Source organism: Lysinibacillus sp. FW301-JW8, assembly GCF_058788755.1.
Genome location: NZ_JBYTBB010000056.1, coordinates 1 through 21,345, shown reverse-complemented (window position 1 = coordinate 21,345; position 21,345 = coordinate 1). Strand labels below are relative to the sequence as shown.

Below are 21,345 nucleotides of genomic sequence, written 5' to 3'. Positions count from 1 at the left end.
CACGCCATTTGAAAAATTACTTTGTTAATCTTTCGAATAGTGGAGCAGTTTTTTCTCGCCAAAGTGAAGAAGATAGACAATGGTCTAATAATCTGCGTACAGTATACTCTGCTTCCGCAAATCGCTTGGAGTAGCCCATTGCATCCTGCATGGCCTCTTTATACTTTACATGGATATCTTCGATTAGAGCTTCTGCATCCTGTGTTAATGCACAATGTTTTCCTATATCAAAAATTTCATCCCCCAGTCTGCCATCCTGTGGATCAAAGACATGTGGCTCCGTACTATCAAATATGCAGAAGTTTAATTCTGGGATAATGACCATATCAACAGAGCCTGCATCCAAACCACACCAAATAATTTGTGCATCTAGCCCTCTCTTATTAGCTTCATCTGCTAAATCCTTCATTAAGGAAGATTTACCTGTCCCCGGCTTACCTTTTATCATTAATCGACGAGCTAAATTTTTAGTAATACTCTCTACTGTATTTTCAGCGCCTCTTGGTGTTAATGTTCCAAGCAAACGGTGTGTGCGCATTCCAGTTTTATTTAAAACGATTGATTGGAAAACGTTTGTTTTTAACATTTCCACTTGATCATTTAATGCTTGCCAATTCATACAGCTCTGTGTGACAATCTCCCAATCATCATGAATCCTAATAGCTTTACTTAGCGTAGCTATACATTTATCACGCCATAACTCACGTTCCTTCATTGCCTCAGCGAGCTGTTCGCCTACTTTTTCGAGCTGAAGGTCCTCTAAACAATCATAAAATGACATCACATGATGCTTTGTTCCAAGGAAAGTCGGTTCGATACCCCATTCAGATGACCAAATATAGAGTCGATCACACCCTCGAACAAATACTGCCTCCACAACATCCTCTAACAATGCGTGCTTAAACCACTCTACCGCGAAACCCTGCTTAACGTAAAAATAGCCAAGCTCTTTTAAAAGCTCCGACCCCTTCATTGTTGGAGCACCTTGCAATAGATAAACCAAATCCGCCTCATCCATCATTTCCTTATATAATTGTTTAATTCCTTGCCCTGTCAATGCGTGTCCAAAATAATAGGTCACATTTCCGTTCAATACCGCTCCTCCTTTATCTTATGCCCTGCATTATATGAAACGGCAGCAAAAAAAATGAGAAGCTACTTCAATCTTTTAAGATAAAAGTAGCTTCCTATTTAATAGAATGGCTTCATCCCCTCTATATTGCCAATACACTTCATTAAGATCTTTCGACAATAAGGTAATGAATATTGCACAATATAGCCTGATGTTAAAGCAATGACCACTGTTCCAACACCGACAGGACCTCCAAGCAACCAGCCTAAAATTGTCACCAGCACCTCAATGCCCATTCTCGCCGTTTTAATTGTCCCACCAAATTTCTCAACCAAAATCATCATCAATGTATCACGTGGTCCCGCCCCCATATTGGGTGCTATATACATACCACAACCAAAACTTAAAACAAATAAACCTATCACAAAATAAGTAATCTGTAGACCATATATAGTCGTTGACGGCAATAGCCAATTAAAAACATCTATAAATGATCCGATTAGAAGCATATTAAGCCAAGTTCCTATCTTTGGCCATTGTCGTAAAACAATTGAGGTCGAAACAACAATAAAAAGCCCTGTCAAAATAGACCACGTCCCAATTGATAAACCAAAGTTTTGAAATAAACCCACATGCAGCACATCCCAAGGGCTTGTCCCTACAATTTTACCCTTAATAGACATGGTAATCCCAAGGGACATAATTATTAGGCCACCTATAAAAAATGCCCAACGCCACCCCATAATTTTTCGCATTTCATATCCCTCTCTCTATGTATGATATTGCTCTAACTGTACCATAGTTTCTACATAAATCGGGGGGATGTGACTTGCCTGCTTCTCTTATAAAAACAATTTTGGTTACCTGAGCGGTTCTTCACAATGACCGAGCGGATTCTTTGGCTACCTGAGCGGTTTTCTTCGATAGCCGAGCGATTTGTTTCTCTACCTGAGCAGTTCTCTTCGCTAGCCGAGCAGATTTCTTCTCCGCCTGAGCAGTTCTCTTCAATATCCGAGCAAATTGTTGCTCCGCCTGAGCAGTTTTCTTAGCCGACAGAGCAAGTCGCTTCTCTTTAACAAAGATATGGCTTTAAACTCCAAATAAAAAAACTACCCATCTGTTATTCATGGGTAGTTGTAATCGCTTCCAGCTTTGCCTTTGTGATAGCAATTAGATCATTTAATTGTACATGGATTTGCATCCCAATTTTCCCAGCGCTAACAATAATATCGCCTTGCTCTTGTGCAGATGCGTCAATGACTGTCGGATAAAGCTTCTTCATGCCCACAGGTGAGCAGCCACCACGTACGTAGCCTGTGTAGGTCAGTAATTCCTTGACAGGGAGCATTTCAATTTTTTTCTCTCCTACTACTTTCGCAGCCGCTTTTAAATCAAGCTCTTGAGCAACAGGAATAACAAATACAAAAAGCTTTTGTGCGCTTGCCTTTGCCACTAAAGTTTTAAAAACGCGAGAAGCTGGATGGCCAATTTTTTCAGCGACCGAAATACCATCCACTTGACCATCGCCAGTTTCATATTCAATTACTTCGAATTGTATTTTTTGTTGCTCCAACAATCGTATAGCATTCGTCTTAGCATGCTTTGCCTTTGCCATATTTTAAAACTCCCATCTGCAACATTAAGCTATCATCGAGAACGTGGCTTCATTTCCTAGTCGATAGCCATTTTTCGCCATTTGGATATGGGTCGCATATTTTTCAGAAGCATGTTTAAATGTCCCTGCCTTGAATCCCTCCCCATAACTCTTACCGAAAATTGTATCTGCAAATGGATCTAATATCAATTCCTTCGTAAAACGTTCTGGTACTTTGACTTCAATGACTTCACTTAAATAAGCAGGCTCGCTGTCAGTTATTAAGTTTTGATTGAATTCCTGACCCTGTAATTGTGCCTGAATTTGTTGAATTTGTGCGTTTGCACTTTCTGCGATACGTAAATCTTGAGTTGAAGGCTGTGCTGGTGATAATGCTGCATTACGTACTTGTTCTAAAACTTGCAACGTTTTTTCGGGATTCATACCAACTACATCTTCAACATCTGATAGCTGAGAAAAGGAAATTGATTCAAAACCCTCAATGTTGCCCATCTTATTTGCTTGTTCATGAGCCAGAACACTCTTTTTTGTTTGTTCCATCTCCTGAAAAATGGCTTGTTGTTGAGGCGTGACTTCCTGTGATTCCTCTTTTTGTTGCTCGAAGAGGTCTAAATCCTTTTGACCTAATAATAAACTCTCAAGCTCTTGCAATAATGGATTTTTCTTTGGCTGAAAATACAATGCATTTTTTCGATAGGCGTCCCCTGCTTCTTTTCGCTGCAATACTTTTTTGCGATTTGAAGTTGAAATTCTTTCATGTTCTATTAAACTTGATATTTTCATATGATCACCTCAGCTTTCTTACTTAATATGCAAGATCAATTATGCCTCGGCATAATTGAGTCTGGAATCGGCTTTGTGCTTACACAAAGAACTCCTTTCCGATTCCGTGACATCCGCCGGAGGCTTTAACTTCTTTCAGCGGGTGTTTGGACACCCGCTGAAAAGTAGCTTAAATTCGCATTCATCTCTCCACCTATAGAGGTGGGAGACTTCTGCTGAAAGAAGTTAAATATTAGATATGATAATATCCTCTATTAACTATATCTCTACCACCTGAACAGTTTCTGTACACTCATTATCGGAATTTTCTATATTAAATTCAAGCCCAAATTACTACTAACCTCCTAAAGAAATAATCTTTTTTTATTCACATAGGCATAAATACCTTTATAAAATCCTATATTTTCTTTTAATTAAAACTTTTCTACGAAACTTAACACTTTTCCTACTTTCCAAATAGTGTTAATTACATAAAAAAAACAGTCTTTTGGCACAGACTGTTTCTAACATTTTTTTTTAGGTTTAATAAGGATACTTCTATAGGCTAGGTAACCAAACCATGCGCCAAGCGTATTTAAAATTAAATCATCAATATCCGCTGAGCCAACCGTAAAAATAAATTGTATTGTTTCAACGGCTAAGCTAGATAAAAAACCTGCACATATCACTGCCCAAGCCCTCCGAAACTTTTTAGACAACAAAGGTAACAAAAAGCCCATAGGTGTAAATATTAATAAATTGCCGAGTAAATTAATAATAATGATATCCAAATTAAAATACTGAGAGTAGTTTATATAGCGCAGAATAGTTTCAAAGGGTACAAAATTTGTGGTTAATCGCCAGTCACTATAATCAAACAGACCTAATTCAATGAGTGTGTATTCGTCCTTCCATAAAATTATGATGACATCTACTAGACGATCAATGACTAATTTATAAAAAGCAATAAATGAATAGATACAAAAAGTAGTCCATCCTATTATTTTTAGGGGAAAATAATACGTATCAATCAACGAACGATAAGGCAATGGGAGCTTGGCATCACCTTGCATATTAGAAATATTATTTTTTTGCATGCCTAAACGACCTACTTCCTTATATTCTTCCCATATTTTAATATGCCCCCCATCCCCATGCAAGAGGTATATTAAGCTAAGTTTATAAATATTTATATTCAAGCAAGTTTAGACGTATTCAAAAGACCGACTCCTACCATTGAGCCGGCCTTGTAGTTTATCTATTGGATTTTCCGTACATATCTAGCATTAGGGGAAAAGCACCTTCAATAATTTTATACTGGATTAACTCCATGCTTACGCTCTGAGAATAATAAGTATTTTGACATATATAGCTCTAAACGTGATTCAAGTACTGTTCTTAAATCATTCGGTGCAATCACATCGTCAATGATTAGCTCTGATGCTAAACGATAAACATCAATTTCCTCCTGATATTCTTTGCGTTTTTCTGCAATAAAGCTTGCTTGCTCCTCTTTTGGAAGTTCTGCAATTTTATTAGCATATACAGCGTTCACTGCAGCTTCAGGTCCCATTACGGCAATTTGGGCGTTGGTTAATGCAATACAGCAATCCGGCTCGAATGCTGGACCAGCCATTGCATACAACCCTGCCCCATATGCCTTACGAACAATGACCGTTAGCTTTGGAACCGTTGCCTCACTCATTGCAAATATCATCTTTGCACCGTGACGGATAATGCCAGCCTTCTCAACCTGCGTCCCAATCATAAAGCCTGGTACATCTGCTAGGAAAAGGAGTGGAATATTAAACGCATCACAAAGTGAAATAAATTTTGCAGCTTTATCAGCAGAATCGTGGAATAATACGCCTCCTTTTACACGAGGCTGGTTTGCAATAATGCCAACCGATTGTCCTTTGATACGACCAAGCCCAGTTATTAATTCGGGAGCAAATAATTTTTTAACCTCACAAAATGAATCTTCATCAATAATACGATCGATTAATTTATACATATCAAAAGGTACATTTTGATTTTGAGGAATTAATTCTTCAATGGACTTATCAAATGAAGCTGGTGATTTAGCTTCCTCAATCTTGCTGCGTTCTGCATAGTTATTAGGAAAATAACCTAAATATTTTCTAGCATACGCAATGGCTTCCTGCTCCGTTTTAACGAGCACATCTCCACAACCAGAAACCGAACAGTGCATTTTTGCACCACCCATTGTTTCTAAGTCTACCTTTTCCCCGATAACCATTTCTGCCATACGTGGAGAACCTAAATACATGGATGCATTGCCCTCAACCATGACAACGATATCGCAAAAGGCAGGAATATAAGCGCCACCAGCAGCGGATGGTCCAAACAATAGGCATATTTGCGGTACTTTCCCGGAAAGTTTTACCTGATTATAGAAAATTCGCCCGGCACCTCTTCGTCCTGGGAACATCTCTAATTGATCTGTAATACGAGCACCTGCTGAATCAACTAGATAAAGTAATGGACAGTTTAATTTTTCGGCTGTTTCTTGTATACGAATCATTTTTTCTACTGTACGTTTACCCCAAGAGCCCGCTTTAATTGTTGAGTCATTTGCTAATACACAGACAGTACGACCATGTATTTTACCGATTCCTGTTATCACACCATCCGCTGGTAAATCACCTGCTAAACAGTTCGCATAAAGACCATCCTCTGATTGTAATCCATCGTCCAGTAATAATTCCAGTCGTTCCCGTACAAAGAGCTTTCCTTGTTGTGCATTTTTATCGTGATATTTCGGTAAACCACCTGCTAAAATTTTATCCTTTAGTGTAGTTGAATTATCTGTCGAAATATTGCTCATGTTAATTCCTCCCTTTGCCCAATCAGTTATGCCATAAAACCCTGACACTTTGCGGCCTTTTGGTTTCTTACAAAAAATCAATATCGCCTTGGCGTTATTGCGTCCGGATTTTGAATTGTGCCCAGGCCTGCACGAGGCAGGTCAGTTAGGCGTTTTCGCAGGATGCGAAGGTTTTAGGCTAACATCCTTTTATTCATTCCTTTGAAAATCCGTGACATCCGCCAGAGGCTTTGGGCCAACAGATGTTTTTTGTGCGAAAGCGTAGTGCTAACGTAGCGGCAGCAACAAGATGTTGGTCACTCAGTCATTGCCACAGGACGTGGCGTTCTTAGACTGAGTTCCTCTATTTCAGTAGGGGTTTGTACCCGTTGAAAAGGAACCAAAACCGTATTCATCTCACCACCTGTAGAGGTGGAGTCTTCTGTATCTGCCGCTATGCTTTCGATACAAAACTATTTGCTGAATGAAGATAAATTATCTCCTACAATCCACCATGCTACATACTGTTCTATCAAGTGAAAACAGTATCAACAGGATATTGATTACACATGTGATTTCACAGGATGCCAGTTCCACTACTCAAATAGCAAAAAATTTTATTTCCCTGAGTATTGTGGTGCGCGTTTTTCTTGAAAGGCAAGCAAGCCCTCTAATCGATCTTCTGTAGGGATCAGAGCACTATATGCGAGCGATTCGATTTTTAAGCCACTCGTTAAGTCCACCTCAACCCCTTGATTCATCGCTATTTTTGCCTGAATTAAGGAGAGCGGAGCATTTTTAGCCATTTCAAGTGCAAGCTGTATTGCCTTAGCATGTACCTCATGACCCTCATAAACGTACTCCACAATGCCATAGTCTTTAGCTTCCTCAGCACTTAATCGGCGCGCTGTATAGATTAATTCCTTTGCTTTTCCTATACCAATTAAACGCGGAAGACGCTGCGTGCCACCTGCTCCTGGAATAATGCCAAGAGATGTCTCAGTAAGTCCTACTTTTGTATGTTTAGCAGCAATACGTAAATCGCATGCTAATGCTAACTCAAGACCTCCGCCAAATGCCACACCATTTAATACAGCAATGACAGGTTGAGCAAGTGCTTCTACTTTTGTTACAGTCGCACCAATTAACTGAACAATCTGCTTAACCTGTTGATCAGACATACCCTTACGTTCTTTTAAATCGGCACCTGCACAAAAAGCCTTTTCCCCAGCACCTGTTAATAGCACTACTCGTACTGCTGAATCTCCGCTTATGTGATCCAGTGTTGCACCTAACTCTTTTAGTAGTTGGACAGACATAGCATTTGCAGCGTCAGGTCTTGTCAGTGTTATTAGCCCGATGTTACCTTCTACTATTTCAAAACGAACGAGTTGCGTCATTATTGATTCGCACTCCTTTCATTACGGACAATTGCCATTTGTTTAGATGCAACCGTCTTTCCAAGTTTCTCTTCTATAAAAAGTGCCGCCTCTAGCACTTTATTCATCTCTACACCTGTTTTAATACCCATTCCATCCAATAAATACAATAAATCTTCCGTGGCCACATTACCTGAAGCCCCCTTGGCGTATGGACATCCCCCCAGCCCGCCAAGTGCACTATCAAATTTTGTTATGCCCATTTCTAAGGATTTTAGGATGTTAGCGAGTGCTGTCCCTCGTGTATCATGAAAATGCATAGCAAAATGCTCTACAGGGTACCTTTTTAGTAATTCATTTAATAAGCTCTCTACCTGAGTCGGTACACCAACGCCAATCGTGTCACCAAGTGAAATTTCATCGATACCCATTTCTAATAGTTTTTCAGTCACTCTCAAAACCTTTTCTGGTTGTATGTAACCTTCATATGGGCAGCCAATCACTGTTGAAATATATCCTCGCACATTTTTATGAGCTGCCTTGGCCCCAGTAGCTACTTCCTCTAATATTGGAAATGTGTCGTGAATTGTTTTATTAATATTGCTCTGATTATGGCTTTCACTTGCTGACATAAAAACGCTCACTTCATCTACTTCTGCCTGTAATGCCCGTTCTAAGCCACGTATATTCGGTACGAGTGCAGCATAGGTAATATTTTTTTGTCGTTTAATGGTCTGAAGCACTTCTACCGCATCTGCTAATTGCGGTATCCATTTTGGATGCACAAAGGATGTGACCTCTATATAGTTCAAACCTGTATGGCTAAGTAAATTCACTAGCTGTACCTTGTCAGCAGTTGAAAGATGTGTCTTCTCATTTTGCAAGCCATCACGAGGACCTACTTCCTTTATCGTTACATGTGTTGGTAGTTGCATCAAGAAGCCCCCTCTTATTCAATTTCTAAAATATCATCATCAACATTAATGAAATCCCCTTCATTGGCAATGATTTTTGTCACCACACCATCCTCTTCTGCCGCAATAGGAATCTCCATTTTCATGGACTCTAAAATCGCTACATCTTGACCTGCTGTCACTTTCTCTCCTTCTGCCACCACGATTTTCCATACTGTTCCCGCCATGCTTGCTTTTACTGTTGCCATTGTTCATCACTCCTAATTTTAAGTAGAGCATTCGCACTTGCAAATGCATGCGAATGCTTTGAATATTTTATTTCTTATTTTGACTGTGCTAATTGCGGTAAATAATATTCATCGACAAATTTAGTCGTTGTATTGCCTTTTAAAAATTGCTCATGCGTAACTGTTTTCAAGAGCATTGGTATATTTGTTTGAATTCCTTCTACTTTATAAGCTTGAAGTGCTTGAATAAGTCTTTCACATGCAATTGCGCGTGTATTTCCCCATACAATTAGCTTGCTTATCATTGGATCATAGAAAGGTGTTACTGTTGAATCTGCCTCTACACCACATTCATGTCTAATACCCTCACCCTCAGGTAACTCTAGTGCTGTGATAATACCTGGCGAAGGGAAAAATGTGGCAGGATTTTCAGCATATATGCGCACTTCAATTGCATGTCCTTCTTTACGAATGCTCTCCCGCGTAAACGTTAATGGCTGTTTTGCTGCGATCTTTAATTGCTCCTCCACCAAATCTAGCTTTGTAATTTCCTCTGTTACGGGATGCTCTACCTGTAGACGTGTATTCATCTCTAAAAAGTAAAATTGTTGATTTACATCTACCAGATATTCAATCGTACCAGCATTCACATACCCAATATGCTTTGCTGCCTTGACGGACGCTTCTAGCATGCGTTCTCTCGTTTCAGCTGAAATGAAGGGAGATGGTGCTTCCTCCACTACTTTTTGATTTCTCCTCTGGATGGAACACTCACGTTCAAAGAGTGGTACAACATTGCCATGTTGGTCTGCAATTATTTGAACCTCAACATGATGCGGATTCGCAATAAATCGCTCCATATACATTGTCCCGTCTCCGAAAAATGACTGTGCTCGCTTTTGATTTCCCTCAAATGCCTTTGCCAGCTCCTCAGAATTTTCAACAAGCTGCATGCCGATACCGCCACCACCAGCAGAAGCTTTTAACATAACCGGATAGCCAAGACGGGCAGCAATTGCGATTGCCTCTTCTACATTTGCTACGGGTGTTTCTACACCTTCTACAATTGGTACACCCGCTGCCTTCATCGTTTTTCGTGCCTCTAATTTACTTCCCATCGAGGCAATAACATCTGCACTCGGTCCAATAAATATAAGGCCAGCCTCTGTACAACGCTGCGCAAAATCAGCGTTCTCTGATAATAAGCCATAGCCTGGATGAACAGCATCTGCACTACTTTCCTGTGCAATTTCGAGAATGCGGTCAATATTTAAATAGCTTTGTGCAACAGGCGGTTTTCCTACACAATACGCTTCATCAGCATCTTTAACATGTAGGCTACCAGCATCTGCCTCTGAATACACCGCAACTGTTTGAATATTTAGTCGCTTACAAGTTCTTATAATCCGCCTAGCGATCTCCCCACGGTTGGCAATTAAAACCTTCTTAAACATAACACCGCCCCTTCCTACATTACTGTCGCAACAAAATCCTCACGTAATTTATACTTTTGAACCTTTCCTGATGCAGTCATCGGATAATGATCAATAAAGAAAATATGCCGTGGAATTTTATGTCTAGAAATTTTATCTCTGCAGAAATCTCGAATCTCTTCCTCTGTTGCTTGTTCTCCCTCTCTCAGAATAATCCAAGCAGCCGCTTCCTCCCCATAAACAGGATCAGGAACGCCCGCAACCTGTACATCAGAAATTTTTGAATGCTTGTATAGGAACTCTTCAATTTCTCTCGGATATAAATTTTCGCCACCACGAATAATCATATCCTTTAAACGACCTGTTACCCGAATATAGCCAGCTTCATCCATCGTTGCTAAATCTCCGGTATGCAGCCAGCCTTGCTGATCGATGGCAAGATCCGTTTCTTCTGGATTTTTATAATACCCCTTCATCACATGATAGCCTCTTGTGCAAAGCTCACCTTGCTCAAGCGGTGCAGCTACTTCATCTGTACCAGGAATGACAATTTTAACTTCTAGATTCGGTAATGCACGACCAACTGTTTCTACCTTTAATGCTAGTTGGTCATCTGTTCTTGTTTGTGTAATTACAGGAGATGATTCTGTTTGCCCATAGCAGATGGTAATATCCTTCATTCCCATCTTTTCGATAACAGCCTTCATCACCTCAATAGGACAGTTAGAGCCAGCCATGACACCCGTTCGCAATGTGGATAGATCAAACGACTCAAAATTAGGTAAATTGAGCTCACTAATAAACATTGTTGGTACACCATGCAACGCTGTGCATTTTTCTTTCTCAACTGTACTCAGTACCTCAGCAGGTGAAAATTCCTGTACTGGCACCATCGTCCCACCGCTAGTTGTGATAGCCAATGTTCCAATGACACATCCAAAGCAATGGAAGAACGGTACAGGAATACATAAACGATCCTTAGAAGTTAATCGCATGCATTCGGCAATATTTATAGCATTATTCACTAGGTTGTAATGCGTCAACATTACACCCTTTGGAAAGCCTGTTGTACCAGAAGTATATTGAATATTAATGACATCATCGTAATGAAGTGATTGCTGTCTTTGATCTAATTGCTCCTCTGTTACTTGCTCAGCGGCAGCTAAAACATCAGACCAATTAAGTACTCCAGGATATTTCGTCTCACCGATTAAAATAACATTTTTCAATAAAGGCAATCGCTTGGCTTGTAAATTACCTGGTTCACAATGCTCAAGCTCTGGACATAACTCTTGTAGTGTATTGATAAAAGAATGGTCTCGATAATTTTCAATTAAAAAAATTGTTTTTGCATCGGATTGCTTTAATAAATATTCCAACTCACTTGCACGATAATTTGTATTTACTGTGACGATCGGGGCGCCCATTTTACCTGTACCAAATTGTAACTGTACCCATTCTGGAACATTCGTTGTCCATACTGCGATATGTTCGCCCTTTTCTATACCGAGAGCCATTAGCCCTCTTGCAACTAAACGACTTTGACGATTTAACTGATCATAGGTCATTCGTAAATCCCTATCTGCATACACTAATGCTTCGTGCTGTGGATACTTTTCAGATTGTTCATCTAGCAATTGACCAATAGTTTGATACACAAGTTCTGCCATGAAAATCCTCCTTTATGCTATTTAACTTCTTTCAGCTACAGAAGTCTCCCACCTCTATAGGTGGTGAGATGAATGCGGTTTTAAGTTACTTTTCAGCAGGTGTTCAAACATCTGCTGAAATAAGTTAAAGCCTCCGGCGGATGTCACAGAATCGAAAAAGAGTTCTTTGTGCAAAAACAAAGCCGATTCAGGACGGCAATTATGCCGAGGCATAATTGATTATGATTAACAACCAATTAAACGAGAAATAACGAGACGTTGAATTTCTGATGTTCCCTCACCTATTTCCATTAACTTAATGTCACGCAGATGACGCTCTACGTCGTATTCTTTCATATAGCCTGAACCGCCATGAATTTGAATTGCCTGATTACAAGTACGGAAGCCCATTTCAGAAGCAAATAATTTTGCCATTGCAGCTTCCTTTCCGAATGGTTTCTTTTGATCCTTAAGCCATGCCGCCTTATGTACTAACGTACGCGCAAGCTCTATTTCCATTGCCATATCAGCTAGTTTAAACTGGATAGCCTGTAGCTTTGATATTGGTGCACCAAATTGCTCACGTTCTTTAGCGAATTTTAATGCCTTTTCATAAGCAGCCTGTGCAATTCCTACCGACAAGGCAGCAATTGAAATCCGTCCACCATCTAGCGTATTTAAAAATTGACTAAATCCGCGTTTTTCATCCCCTAAAAGATTAGCTCTTGGGACACGAACATTCTGCAAAACAATCTCACATGTATTTGAGCCACGAACACCCATTTTGTCGTAATTGCAATTTATTGTTACACCCGGAGTATTCGTTGGAACAATAATAGATGAAATAATTTTTTTACCATTTTCTCGCTTGCCTGTTACAGCTGTCACAATAATTTGACGTGCATAGCCTGCATTTGTAATCCAGCATTTTTCACCATTAATGACGTAATCATCACCATCAATAACAGCTGTTGTTCGCGTTCCACCAGCATCTGAACCTGCATTAGGCTCTGTTAAACCGAATGATCCTAATGTCTCGCCTTTTGCTAACGGAACAAGCCATTCTTGCTTTTGTTCCTCTGTGCCGAAATTATAGATTGGTGAAGCCCCTAAGCTAACTGCCGCTGCATAGCTTAATCCAGTACCTCCACACGCACGCCCAATTTCTTCCACCGCTAAAGCGTAAGACACTGTATCCCCGCCTGAACCACCGTATTCTTCAGGAAATGGAATACCCAATAAGCCTAGCTCCGCCATTTTTTTAAAGCTCTCTATTCTCATTGTCGATGTCTCATCAACCTCACGAGCATACGGTTTAATTTCTTTTTCAGCAAAATCACGCACCATGTCTCGAATCATCTCTTGCTCTTTCGTTAATTCAAAGTTCATCCCTAGTCCCCCTAATTTCTAATTTGCCATAGCAGATTTTGCTCAGATGACAGTTGCATGCACTAATCAATTTCGCCCTGGCGTAATTGCGTCTGGATTTTGAATTGTATGAGCACATTTCAAAATCCGTGACATCCGCCAGAGGCATTAGGCCAACGTGATGTTAGTCACTCAGTCATGTGTTGCTTTCGCACAGATAAATTGCCACAGGACGTGACGTTCTTAGATTGAGTTCCTCTATTTCAATAGGTGTTTGGAACCCATTGTAAAGGAACCGCATCCTATTCATCTCACCACCTTCAGAGGCGGGAATCTTGTACTGAGCGAAGATAAATACCGACTAGTCGGTTTGTTTGAACGATTAATAAAACCAGTGATGTTACTGGCTACCCCTTTACCATAAATTGAGTTGCTTCCTCCATTGCTTGTTCCGTCACAATCGCACGCAATACCATGTCTGTGAAGACTTCTGTAATCTCCTCCATTGTCAATGGACCTGTCTGTTTATACCATTTATATGTCCAGTTAATCATGCCAACAATAGCCATTGTGACAATTGTACACGGCAATTCCGTACGAAAATCATTGGTTTGTTGGCCCTCTCCTATAACTTTTTGTAAGATATCCCGATATTGATCTCTTTTTTTATGAATAATTTCACTATATTCCTCCGGTAGTGAACGGCTTTCCTCATAAAAAACAGTAATATGTGCTTGATACATATCAAATACTTGTGTCAGTGTTTGCAGCATTGCACATAAGCGTGTAATCGGTGTATCGTACTTGTCATAGGCATCCTGTGACTGTTTAATAACATACGAAATAAATACATCGTGAATTTCATATAACAATTCATCTTTCGATTTAAAATTATGATAAAATCCACCCTTTGATGCCCCAATATATTCGACAATGCGATCAACAGTTACATTGTGATAGCCATCTTGCTGAAACAGCACGACTGAAGCGTCTACAATTCTTTGTTTTAACGTTTTCTTTACCATAGGCATCTATCATCCTTCATCTAGCTCTTTACTCTATTACTCCTTATAATTAGAAAAAAATTTAGACTAGCTTGGCCTCAGAAAGTCATGTTGATTAAATGCATTTTTCCTAATTATCAATATCGCCTTGGCGTTATTGCGTCCGGATTTTGAATTGTGCCCAGGTCTGCATGAGGCAGGTCAGTTAGCCGTTTTCGCAGGATGCGAAGATTTTAGGCTAACCTCCTTTTATTCATTCCTTTGAAAATCCGTGACATCCGCCGATTATCTTCATTCAGTAGGTGTTTGGACACCCACTGAAAAGGAACCAAAATCGCATTCATCTCACCACCTGTAGAGGTGGGAGTCTTCTGCTGAATGAAGATAAAAATACTATGACAACTTTAATATAGCATTCATAAAAAAAGGTGTCTAGCAACAATATAGATTTTATTTTAAATTACGAGAATTTATGATACATTAAGCAGAAATTTAAAATCGTTAAATACATACTTACTGTATGATTGCTCTCTAGCTTTCATCACTGTTTTCATAAAAAAACTCCCTAATGCCAGTACAATGACAAAAGGGAATAGAGAACAGCAACTTTATTAATTACGCTCCAGCGTAATTGCAACTGCATTTTTTCGATCTTGCTTCAAGATCCGTTTATACGCCAGTTGAATAGGAAAAAAACGGATTCCTCTCACCGTCTAGTGAGGAAGTATTCTTTACCTGATGCTTCGCTTTCAGTACAAAAACATCTAATGAATCACGATCAGTCTTTCGGTTTTCGTAGCCATGACATCATAACAGCTATAATTAAAGCAAAGCCTAAATAGCCCATTGTAGAATATACCTTACCAACCAACGTCGTAAACCCAACTAAGCTTGCAGCAAAGCCTAGTAAACCAATGATCACAATACCTAGTTTAAAATATTTATGTTCAGGTGCTATGAAACGCACTGCAAATGCGTAAAACATGCCAACAGCTGTATTGTACATCATACCTAATAAAGCAATGGACATTAATACCCCTACTACAGGATGTATTTGCTTGGCAAGCTCTAATGTCGGCATTGCTACCCCACCAACTACATCCATTTTAACGAACATAGCAATATTAATTAATATTATTAAGGCACCTAGCATTAATCCGCCTAGCAAACCGCCAATACCGGCAACTTTGCGTTCTTTTACAGTCCCTCCCATAACAATTAACATCGCTGCACCAGCCGCAATATTATAAGATACATAAAGTAAAGCACCCATTAACCAATTTGAAGCTGCAGACGTTTGCTCTTTTGCTAAAGCATTTTGCTCTGCAATCGTTAAGTCCATCGTGAAAATGGAGTAAATTAATATAATAAAAATGATCCCCATTAAATATGGTGTCACTAGAGCTATTATATTGATAATATTTTTAACGTTTAACAGTAATGTTAAAATCGTAATACCTACCATAAAGATACTTCCAACCATTGGGTTAATGTCAAACATTTGCTGAAAGGTTGATCCTGATCCAGCAAACATAACAACAGCAACGCCAAATAAGAAAAACGTAATAACAATATCTAAAATAACCCCAATATAACGCCCACCAATGTGATAAATAACTTCTTTATGAGATGTCGTTTGTAGATCAGTCCCTAATTGTGCCAAGCTCATACCCAAAAATGCAAAGGCCACGGTTGCAACAATTCCTCCTATGATACCGTACAAGCCAAAGCTCGTGAAATATTGCATAATTTCTTGACCTGATGCAAAGCCAGCTCCAACAATTAATCCTACAAATGCGCCTCCAATTTGCCAGCTCTTTTTCATAGAACACCTACTATCCTTGTCCAATTATTGATATGTTTTTTTTGCCACTGTAAATGATTCAATCGTTTCTCTATTAATCTCATAGCCAATCCCTGGCTGCTGTGGCACTTCAATATAACCATCCTTCACGACAACTTCAGGATCTATGATGTCTTTTTCCCAATAGCGATTTGAGCCAGCTGTATCACCTGGTAAAACGAAATTGGATAGTGTTGTTAATGCGACGTTGTGAGCACGACCAATGCCAGATTCTAACATACCACCACACCAAACTGGAATGCTTTTAGCCTCACAATAATCGTGAATTTTCTTTGCCTCTGTCAAGCCGCCTACACGACCAATTTTAATATTAATAATTTTTGTACTACCCAATTCTATAGCCTTACGGGCATCCTCTAATGAATGAATACTTTCATCCAAACAAATGGGTGTATCGATTAATTTTTGTAATGTGGCATGATCAATAATGTCATCTGATGCTAAAGGCTGTTCAATCATTGTTAAATGAAATGCATCGAGTTGCTTGAGCGTTGCAGCATCCTCAAGGTTATAGGCTGAATTTGCATCAGCCATAAACGCTACATCAGGAAACGTTTCACGTAATGTACGCATTACTTCTATGTCCCAGCCTGGCTTAATTTTAATTTTCATGCGCTTATAGCCTTCTTGTACATAACCATCCACTAGCGCTACTAAATCATCAATTGAACTCTGGATGCCAATACTGATTCCTACTTCAATTTTGTCTTTTTGGCCCCCTAGTGCTGCTGCCAATGATTGCTTCGTCTGCTGTGCATAAATATCCCAAATCGCCCCTTCAATCGTTGATTTCGCCATATTATTTTTGCGGATAGGCTTAAATAATTCATTTACTTCATCTGGATGCTGAATGTCTTTATTCAATAGAAGAGGTACGAGGAAATCTTCTAACATATGCCAGTTTGTTTGCAGCGTTTCTTCATTGTACCAAGGAGAGTGGAAGGCAACAGATTCTCCCCAGCCAATGATTCCAGATTCATCTTTCGCCTCTAGCACTAAAAAGTCTTTATCATGAAATGTACCAAAGCTAGTTGTAAATGGTGCTTTTAATTTCATTTTGAGTTGTCGAATTGTAATTTCTGTAATTTTCATTATTTTTCTCCTTCTAGCGATAAAGCTACTTTTTTTACCAGCACATATTCATTGTATTTTTCTTGCTGCTGTAATTTCACAACAGCATATCCATGTGCAAATAGCTGCTGTAAAATATGTCTTGTTTTAAAACGCCAATCTAATGCTAAATCGGGATTTTTTACTTTCAATGCTTGAAAATCCTTTGGTACAGGCAACACATAAAAGTCTTTATTATATTTCAAATTTTCAGTTATTTTTAAACACGGAAATCCTTGCTCATTTAGGCTACAGCTTGCCACAGGGACTGGATTTGTCACTTCAATTTCGATATCCTGCATCACATAGTCAGATGTTAAATGCCAGCTTACCTCAAAACGATCGGAGGGTAGCCCTTTATTTAAACCATCCTGCATTTCACCATAGCAATTTTCGATATATGTGCTACAAATCCCCTTTAATTTTGACAGATTTAAATAGGCATTACGTGTTTCTAAAGGATCAAAGGTCCACACCATTAAATCATAGCCTCGCTCAATCGCAATCAATCGCTGAGCATGCTTTAATTTTTCACCTATCCCCTGTGAACGATAGTTTTTATCAATCCCCAACATGTGGGAGCATAAAAAGCTTTTTCCCTCCCGAAATCCTGAAAACCCATAGCTAAATCCAACTAAATGCTCTCCATCATAAGCACCAACAACAATTCCTCCATTCTTCACTGCTGTTAAAGTTTGATGGAGGGGTATGGGCGGCATCTCCCATACCTCATATTCTAGTTGTTGAACATTCTCCAATTGATCGATTGTTTTTATTTCTTTTATATCAATCATGGCTCTCTCTTCTTTCTCTCTTGTATCCCATATTCATTGGGTAGTAAAGCTGCTAAAGCGCACGTAAAATGGCTCTTGTAATAATATTTACACCAGTAAGAAGTCTATCTTGATTAAAAGTCATTTTGGGATGATGAAGCCCTGGTGTTACACCACAGCCTAAACCAAGCATTGTAGCTTTTAGAAGTGGCCGCTCAAACGTATAAAAATGAAAATCCTCTCCTCCAGGTGTCACAACAGGTGGAGCACAAGCTTTTTCACCAACCACATCAATAATTGCGGCGTTCATATGCTGAAGTGCCTCATCTTGAACTAATGCAGCAACTATATGTGCATCAACCTTTACGTCAATTTTTGCGCCATACATTGCCTCTACAGATGTCCTTACTCGTTCTACTCCCTCTGTAATAACTTGCATTACCTCATTCGTTTGGGCTCGGGCATCAATGCTAAAGGTTGCTTTTCCTGGAATAATATTTGTGGAAGAGCCTCCTGCATTAAATTGCGTCATTTTGACAGAAGCTGAGACATTGGGGTCTGTCCAAATTTTTTGTAAACCCTCTACAATTGCTGCGCCAACCTCAATAGCATTTATCCCTAGCTCTGGACGTGCACCATGCGCCTCCTCCCCGATAATTGTTCCCGTAAAGAGTTTTGCAGCACCGTGATATAATGCAGGTGCATATGTCCCATCTACTAGCTCCTTTAGCGGTCGAACATGAACACCAAATAAATATTCTAGGTTATCAATAAGACCCTTCTCGACTAATGCACGAGCACCCTGCGCCTTTTCTTCAGCAGGCTGAAATAAAATACGAACCGCCCCGGAAAGTAAATGCTCCATTTCCTTTAAAAGAAGCGCTGTCCCAATAGCCATCGTCATATGACCATCATGTCCACAAGAATGATTTGCCTTAAAGACACCATCTACCTCCTGCCAAAGCGCATCTATGTCGGTACGAAAGCCTACTTTCGGTTCTCCTTTCCCAATATCCACATAAAGTCCTGTCATATCGTCGAATAAATGAGGCTCCATCTGTGCCTCTCTTAATATAGCGGCAATATATTGTGTCGTTTCATGCTCTTGCCAGCTTATTTCTGGATGTTCATGTAGATGTGTAAATATATCAGCCAATCGCGGCTGTAGGTTTTGTAAAACTTGATTCATGTTGTTCAACTCCATCGATTTGCTAAAAAGCTATTTTGGAAATCATCATATTTTACGCGCTGATTTTCATAATAGTCATGATCATGTGCCGTCATCCCTGCAATTAATGTATTCAAGAATGATATCAGTGCAGGCATAGCATCAATTGTTGACATCTCTTGCTGTTCGTTAACAAAGGTAATCGTCGAATATTGTGTAATCGGTGCAATTTGAGCATCCGTAATGCCGATAATCTCACAATTTTTTTCTTGTATTTCTGCTGCAAATTGAATCGGTTCTTTAAAATAACGATGGAACGATAAAATGATGACAACACTTTCCTCGTCAATATCTTGTATAGCACGAATAACCTCACTCGTTTCAAAGTTTAATAGCACAACATTTGGCCTCAAAAGATTTAAAGTAAAGTGTAGCCATTGTGCAGCTAAATAGGAGGAACCATTACCAGCAATATAGATTTTCTTCTTTGTATGCAGTAGCTTTGAAGCTTTATTAAAATCTTCCTCATTAATGCCCTTTACCACCTGTAAAATATGTGATGCATCCTTCTCCATCGTTTTCTCATAAAAACGAGGGTTTTCGAAAAGTACCTGCTTTGAATGTAAATAGTTTTGCAAGCTACTTGTTTTCCCTTCATTGAATAAATGCATGGTTATTTCTCGCTGTAACTGCGCATAACCAGAAAGTCCTATCGCATAGCAAAAGCGTATGACCGTTGTTTCACTGACACCTGCTTTCTCACCAACATATGCTGCCGAATGAACACCAACTGTCTGCAAATTTTTCAGAATAAAAGTTGCTACCTTTTGTTGGCTTTTAGAAAGCTCTTGAAATTTATCTTGAATGACTTGTTGAATTGTTTGATCATCTCTCAAAGAAGTACATCCTTTTTTTATTTATTTTTGAAGTTTAAACTTCATTTTACATGTTACATAGACTATCACAATTTTTTTCGTAATTCAATATATTTTCTGAAATTTCTGTTTTTACAATTAATTTTAAGCTTAAAATTAATTATACCTCGGCATAATTGTGTCTGGAATCGGCTTTGTGCTTACACAAAGTTAAAAAGCCCTGAAACTACGAACTTTTACAGGGCTGCTCTTATTAAGTTGCTTCAACAAAATGTATTCTATAAATGAGATCCACCACTGGCATCAAGTAATTGGCCAGTTATCCAACGGCTGTCCGATGATGCTAAAAATGCTGCAATATTTGCCACATCTTCAGGCTCTCCCCATCTCTTGAAAATTGAAAGATCAGCCGCATATTTTTGCCCATCTGGATGTTGCAAAGTTTCAGCATTCATCTCTGTGTTAATAATCCCAGGCTGAATGGCATTGACGGTAATATGACGGCTACCCAATTGCTTAGCTAAAAGACGAGTCAATGTGTCAATGGCTCCTTTAGACATACTATAGGCGAATACACTTGGTGATGCTACACGGGTTACAAAGGAAGAGATATTAATAATACTTCCCCCATCTTTTAAGCGTGGTAAAGCTTGCTTCGTAACAAAAAGTGGTGCCTTGACGTTTATTTTCATAACCTCTTCAAAGGATTCTTCTGTTGTCTCCTCTAAAGTGACAATTTGCCCAATTCCGGCATTGTTAACTAGAATATCAATTTGATTACTGCCGGAATGCTCTAAAACACGATTATCTAACTTCGTAAATAAATCATGAATACCCTCAAGTGTACTTAAATCTGCACCAATGGCACAGGCCCTTCCACCAACTTGCTCAATCTGACGAACAACTGCTCCCGCTTCCATTTGCCCTTTTCCATAATGCACTGCTACAAATGCACCCTCTTGAGCCAAACGCAATGCAATACTACGTCCTATTCCTCGACTCGCTCCAGTCACAAGAGCAATTTTGCCAACTAATTTACCCATACACTCATCTCCCAGTTTAAAATAGTAGTAGAGGTTTACAATTTTTAAATTGGCTTCATTTTGATGGTCCTCTAGTACAGACAGAATCTTAACACGGAACAATGTTTAAAATGTTGCTCTCTTATTTTTCAAAGGTGTGAAATGAGGAAATAGAAAAAGCAGCAGTTTAACACAAACTGCTGCTTTCATGTTGTTGAAATACTATTATGTCAATGAAATCAAGGTGACAAATTAAATAGTATAGCCCTTTTTCAAAACGAGG

Annotated in this window: 19 protein-coding genes; all 19 read right to left on the bottom strand. The window is 39.3% G+C overall.

The features are described from left to right. Positions 1 to 16: 16 nt before the first annotated feature. Positions 17 to 1,093 carry a nucleotide kinase gene (locus AC3WOM_RS19715; RefSeq protein WP_427549914.1) on the bottom strand — a complete coding sequence of 359 codons (1,077 nt, stop codon included), beginning with the start codon at positions 1,091 to 1,093 and terminating at the stop codon, positions 17 to 19. A gap of 98 nt (positions 1,094 to 1,191) precedes the next feature. Continuing rightward, positions 1,192 to 1,827, bottom strand: a complete 636-nt coding sequence (locus AC3WOM_RS19710) for a YczE/YyaS/YitT family protein (protein ID WP_492448063.1) — start codon at positions 1,825 to 1,827, stop codon at positions 1,192 to 1,194. Positions 1,828 to 2,192: 365 nt separating this feature from the next. Beyond that, positions 2,193 to 2,687 (bottom strand): Cys-tRNA(Pro) deacylase, encoded by a 495-nt coding sequence (ybaK, locus tag AC3WOM_RS19705; RefSeq protein WP_427541915.1) that lies wholly within the window; start codon positions 2,685 to 2,687, stop codon positions 2,193 to 2,195. A 24-nt stretch (positions 2,688 to 2,711) separates the two neighbouring features. Further along, the gene (locus AC3WOM_RS19700) at positions 2,712 to 3,470 is read right to left on the bottom strand and encodes a hypothetical protein (RefSeq protein WP_492448062.1); all 759 of its coding nucleotides are present in this window, start codon (positions 3,468 to 3,470) and stop codon (positions 2,712 to 2,714) included. A gap of 503 nt (positions 3,471 to 3,973) precedes the next feature. Continuing rightward, the gene (locus AC3WOM_RS19695) at positions 3,974 to 4,546 is read right to left on the bottom strand and encodes a VanZ family protein (protein ID WP_427541909.1); all 573 of its coding nucleotides are present in this window, start codon (positions 4,544 to 4,546) and stop codon (positions 3,974 to 3,976) included. A gap of 215 nt (positions 4,547 to 4,761) precedes the next feature. Next, on the bottom strand, positions 4,762 to 6,297 hold the full coding sequence (locus AC3WOM_RS19690) for an acyl-CoA carboxylase subunit beta (protein WP_427541906.1): 1,536 nt from the start codon (positions 6,295 to 6,297) through the stop codon (positions 4,762 to 4,764). 596 nt (positions 6,298 to 6,893) lie between these two features. Further along, positions 6,894 to 7,676, bottom strand: coding sequence for an enoyl-CoA hydratase (locus AC3WOM_RS19685; protein WP_492448061.1), 783 nt, complete (start codon positions 7,674 to 7,676; stop codon positions 6,894 to 6,896). After that, a complete protein-coding gene (locus AC3WOM_RS19680; RefSeq protein ID WP_492448060.1) occupies positions 7,676 to 8,590 on the bottom strand; it encodes a hydroxymethylglutaryl-CoA lyase in 915 nt (304 codons plus the stop codon). Before AC3WOM_RS19680 ends, AC3WOM_RS19685 begins: the two co-directional genes overlap by 1 nt. A 14-nt stretch (positions 8,591 to 8,604) precedes the next feature. Then, the gene (locus AC3WOM_RS19675; protein WP_031418413.1) at positions 8,605 to 8,817 is read right to left on the bottom strand and encodes an acetyl-CoA carboxylase biotin carboxyl carrier protein subunit; all 213 of its coding nucleotides are present in this window, start codon (positions 8,815 to 8,817) and stop codon (positions 8,605 to 8,607) included. Between the two features lie 74 nt (positions 8,818 to 8,891). After that, positions 8,892 to 10,250, bottom strand: coding sequence for an acetyl-CoA carboxylase biotin carboxylase subunit (locus AC3WOM_RS19670; protein WP_427541897.1), 1,359 nt, complete (start codon positions 10,248 to 10,250; stop codon positions 8,892 to 8,894). Between the two features lie 14 nt (positions 10,251 to 10,264). Further along, a complete protein-coding gene (locus AC3WOM_RS19665; protein WP_427541894.1) occupies positions 10,265 to 11,899 on the bottom strand; it encodes an AMP-binding protein in 1,635 nt (544 codons plus the stop codon). 225 nt (positions 11,900 to 12,124) lie between these two features. Beyond that, positions 12,125 to 13,267 carry an acyl-CoA dehydrogenase gene (locus AC3WOM_RS19660; protein ID WP_492448058.1) on the bottom strand — a complete coding sequence of 381 codons (1,143 nt, stop codon included), beginning with the start codon at positions 13,265 to 13,267 and terminating at the stop codon, positions 12,125 to 12,127. A gap of 386 nt (positions 13,268 to 13,653) precedes the next feature. After that, entirely contained in the window at positions 13,654 to 14,271 is a 618-nt protein-coding gene (locus tag AC3WOM_RS19655; protein WP_427541888.1) for a TetR/AcrR family transcriptional regulator, read from the bottom strand. Positions 14,272 to 15,028: 757 nt separating this feature from the next. Beyond that, on the bottom strand, positions 15,029 to 16,075 hold the full coding sequence (locus AC3WOM_RS19650) for a YkvI family membrane protein (RefSeq protein WP_492448057.1): 1,047 nt from the start codon (positions 16,073 to 16,075) through the stop codon (positions 15,029 to 15,031). Positions 16,076 to 16,099: 24 nt separating this feature from the next. Continuing rightward, positions 16,100 to 17,206: an o-succinylbenzoate synthase gene (menC, locus tag AC3WOM_RS19645; protein ID WP_492448056.1), complete on the bottom strand. Its 1,107-nt coding sequence runs from the start codon at positions 17,204 to 17,206 to the stop codon at positions 16,100 to 16,102. Beyond that, a complete protein-coding gene (locus AC3WOM_RS19640) occupies positions 17,206 to 18,018 on the bottom strand; it encodes a GNAT family N-acetyltransferase (RefSeq protein WP_492448054.1) in 813 nt (270 codons plus the stop codon). The genes menC and AC3WOM_RS19640 overlap by 1 nt, the downstream gene beginning before the upstream one ends. 52 nt (positions 18,019 to 18,070) lie before the next feature. After that, on the bottom strand, positions 18,071 to 19,186 hold the full coding sequence (locus AC3WOM_RS19635) for a M20 peptidase aminoacylase family protein (protein ID WP_492448053.1): 1,116 nt from the start codon (positions 19,184 to 19,186) through the stop codon (positions 18,071 to 18,073). Positions 19,187 to 19,191: 5 nt separating this feature from the next. Beyond that, the gene (locus AC3WOM_RS19630; protein WP_492448052.1) at positions 19,192 to 20,061 is read right to left on the bottom strand and encodes a MurR/RpiR family transcriptional regulator; all 870 of its coding nucleotides are present in this window, start codon (positions 20,059 to 20,061) and stop codon (positions 19,192 to 19,194) included. Positions 20,062 to 20,318: 257 nt separating this feature from the next. Continuing rightward, positions 20,319 to 21,083 (bottom strand): SDR family oxidoreductase, encoded by a 765-nt coding sequence (locus tag AC3WOM_RS19625; protein ID WP_492448051.1) that lies wholly within the window; start codon positions 21,081 to 21,083, stop codon positions 20,319 to 20,321. Positions 21,084 to 21,345 lie beyond the last annotated feature (262 nt).

Excerpts from the sequence above, each read along its gene's own strand:
- AC3WOM_RS19665 (WP_427541894.1), bottom strand. The coding sequence starts at position 11,899 with ATGGCAGAACTTGTGTATCAAACTATTGGTCAATTGCTAGATGAACAA.
- AC3WOM_RS19660 (WP_492448058.1), bottom strand. The coding sequence starts at position 13,267 with ATGAACTTTGAATTAACGAAAGAGCAAGAGATGATTCGAGACATGGTG.
- AC3WOM_RS19675 (WP_031418413.1), bottom strand. The coding sequence starts at position 8,817 with ATGGCAACAGTAAAAGCAAGCATGGCGGGAACAGTATGGAAAATCGTG.
- AC3WOM_RS19640 (WP_492448054.1), bottom strand. The coding sequence starts at position 18,018 with ATGATTGATATAAAAGAAATAAAAACAATCGATCAATTGGAGAATGTT.
- AC3WOM_RS19650 (WP_492448057.1), bottom strand. The coding sequence starts at position 16,075 with ATGAAAAAGAGCTGGCAAATTGGAGGCGCATTTGTAGGATTAATTGTT.
- AC3WOM_RS19655 (WP_427541888.1), bottom strand. The coding sequence starts at position 14,271 with ATGGTAAAGAAAACGTTAAAACAAAGAATTGTAGACGCTTCAGTCGTG.
- menC (WP_492448056.1), bottom strand. The coding sequence starts at position 17,206 with ATGAAAATTACAGAAATTACAATTCGACAACTCAAAATGAAATTAAAA.
- AC3WOM_RS19680 (WP_492448060.1), bottom strand. The coding sequence starts at position 8,590 with ATGCAACTACCAACACATGTAACGATAAAGGAAGTAGGTCCTCGTGAT.
- AC3WOM_RS19635 (WP_492448053.1), bottom strand. The coding sequence starts at position 19,186 with ATGAATCAAGTTTTACAAAACCTACAGCCGCGATTGGCTGATATATTT.
- AC3WOM_RS19695 (WP_427541909.1), bottom strand. The coding sequence starts at position 4,546 with ATGCAAAAAAATAATATTTCTAATATGCAAGGTGATGCCAAGCTCCCA.
- ybaK (WP_427541915.1), bottom strand. The coding sequence starts at position 2,687 with ATGGCAAAGGCAAAGCATGCTAAGACGAATGCTATACGATTGTTGGAG.
- AC3WOM_RS19710 (WP_492448063.1), bottom strand. The coding sequence starts at position 1,827 with ATGCGAAAAATTATGGGGTGGCGTTGGGCATTTTTTATAGGTGGCCTA.
- AC3WOM_RS19685 (WP_492448061.1), bottom strand. The coding sequence starts at position 7,676 with ATGACGCAACTCGTTCGTTTTGAAATAGTAGAAGGTAACATCGGGCTA.
- AC3WOM_RS19625 (WP_492448051.1), bottom strand. The coding sequence starts at position 21,083 with ATGGGTAAATTAGTTGGCAAAATTGCTCTTGTGACTGGAGCGAGTCGA.
- AC3WOM_RS19670 (WP_427541897.1), bottom strand. The coding sequence starts at position 10,250 with ATGTTTAAGAAGGTTTTAATTGCCAACCGTGGGGAGATCGCTAGGCGG.
- AC3WOM_RS19700 (WP_492448062.1), bottom strand. The coding sequence starts at position 3,470 with ATGAAAATATCAAGTTTAATAGAACATGAAAGAATTTCAACTTCAAAT.
- AC3WOM_RS19690 (WP_427541906.1), bottom strand. The coding sequence starts at position 6,297 with ATGAGCAATATTTCGACAGATAATTCAACTACACTAAAGGATAAAATT.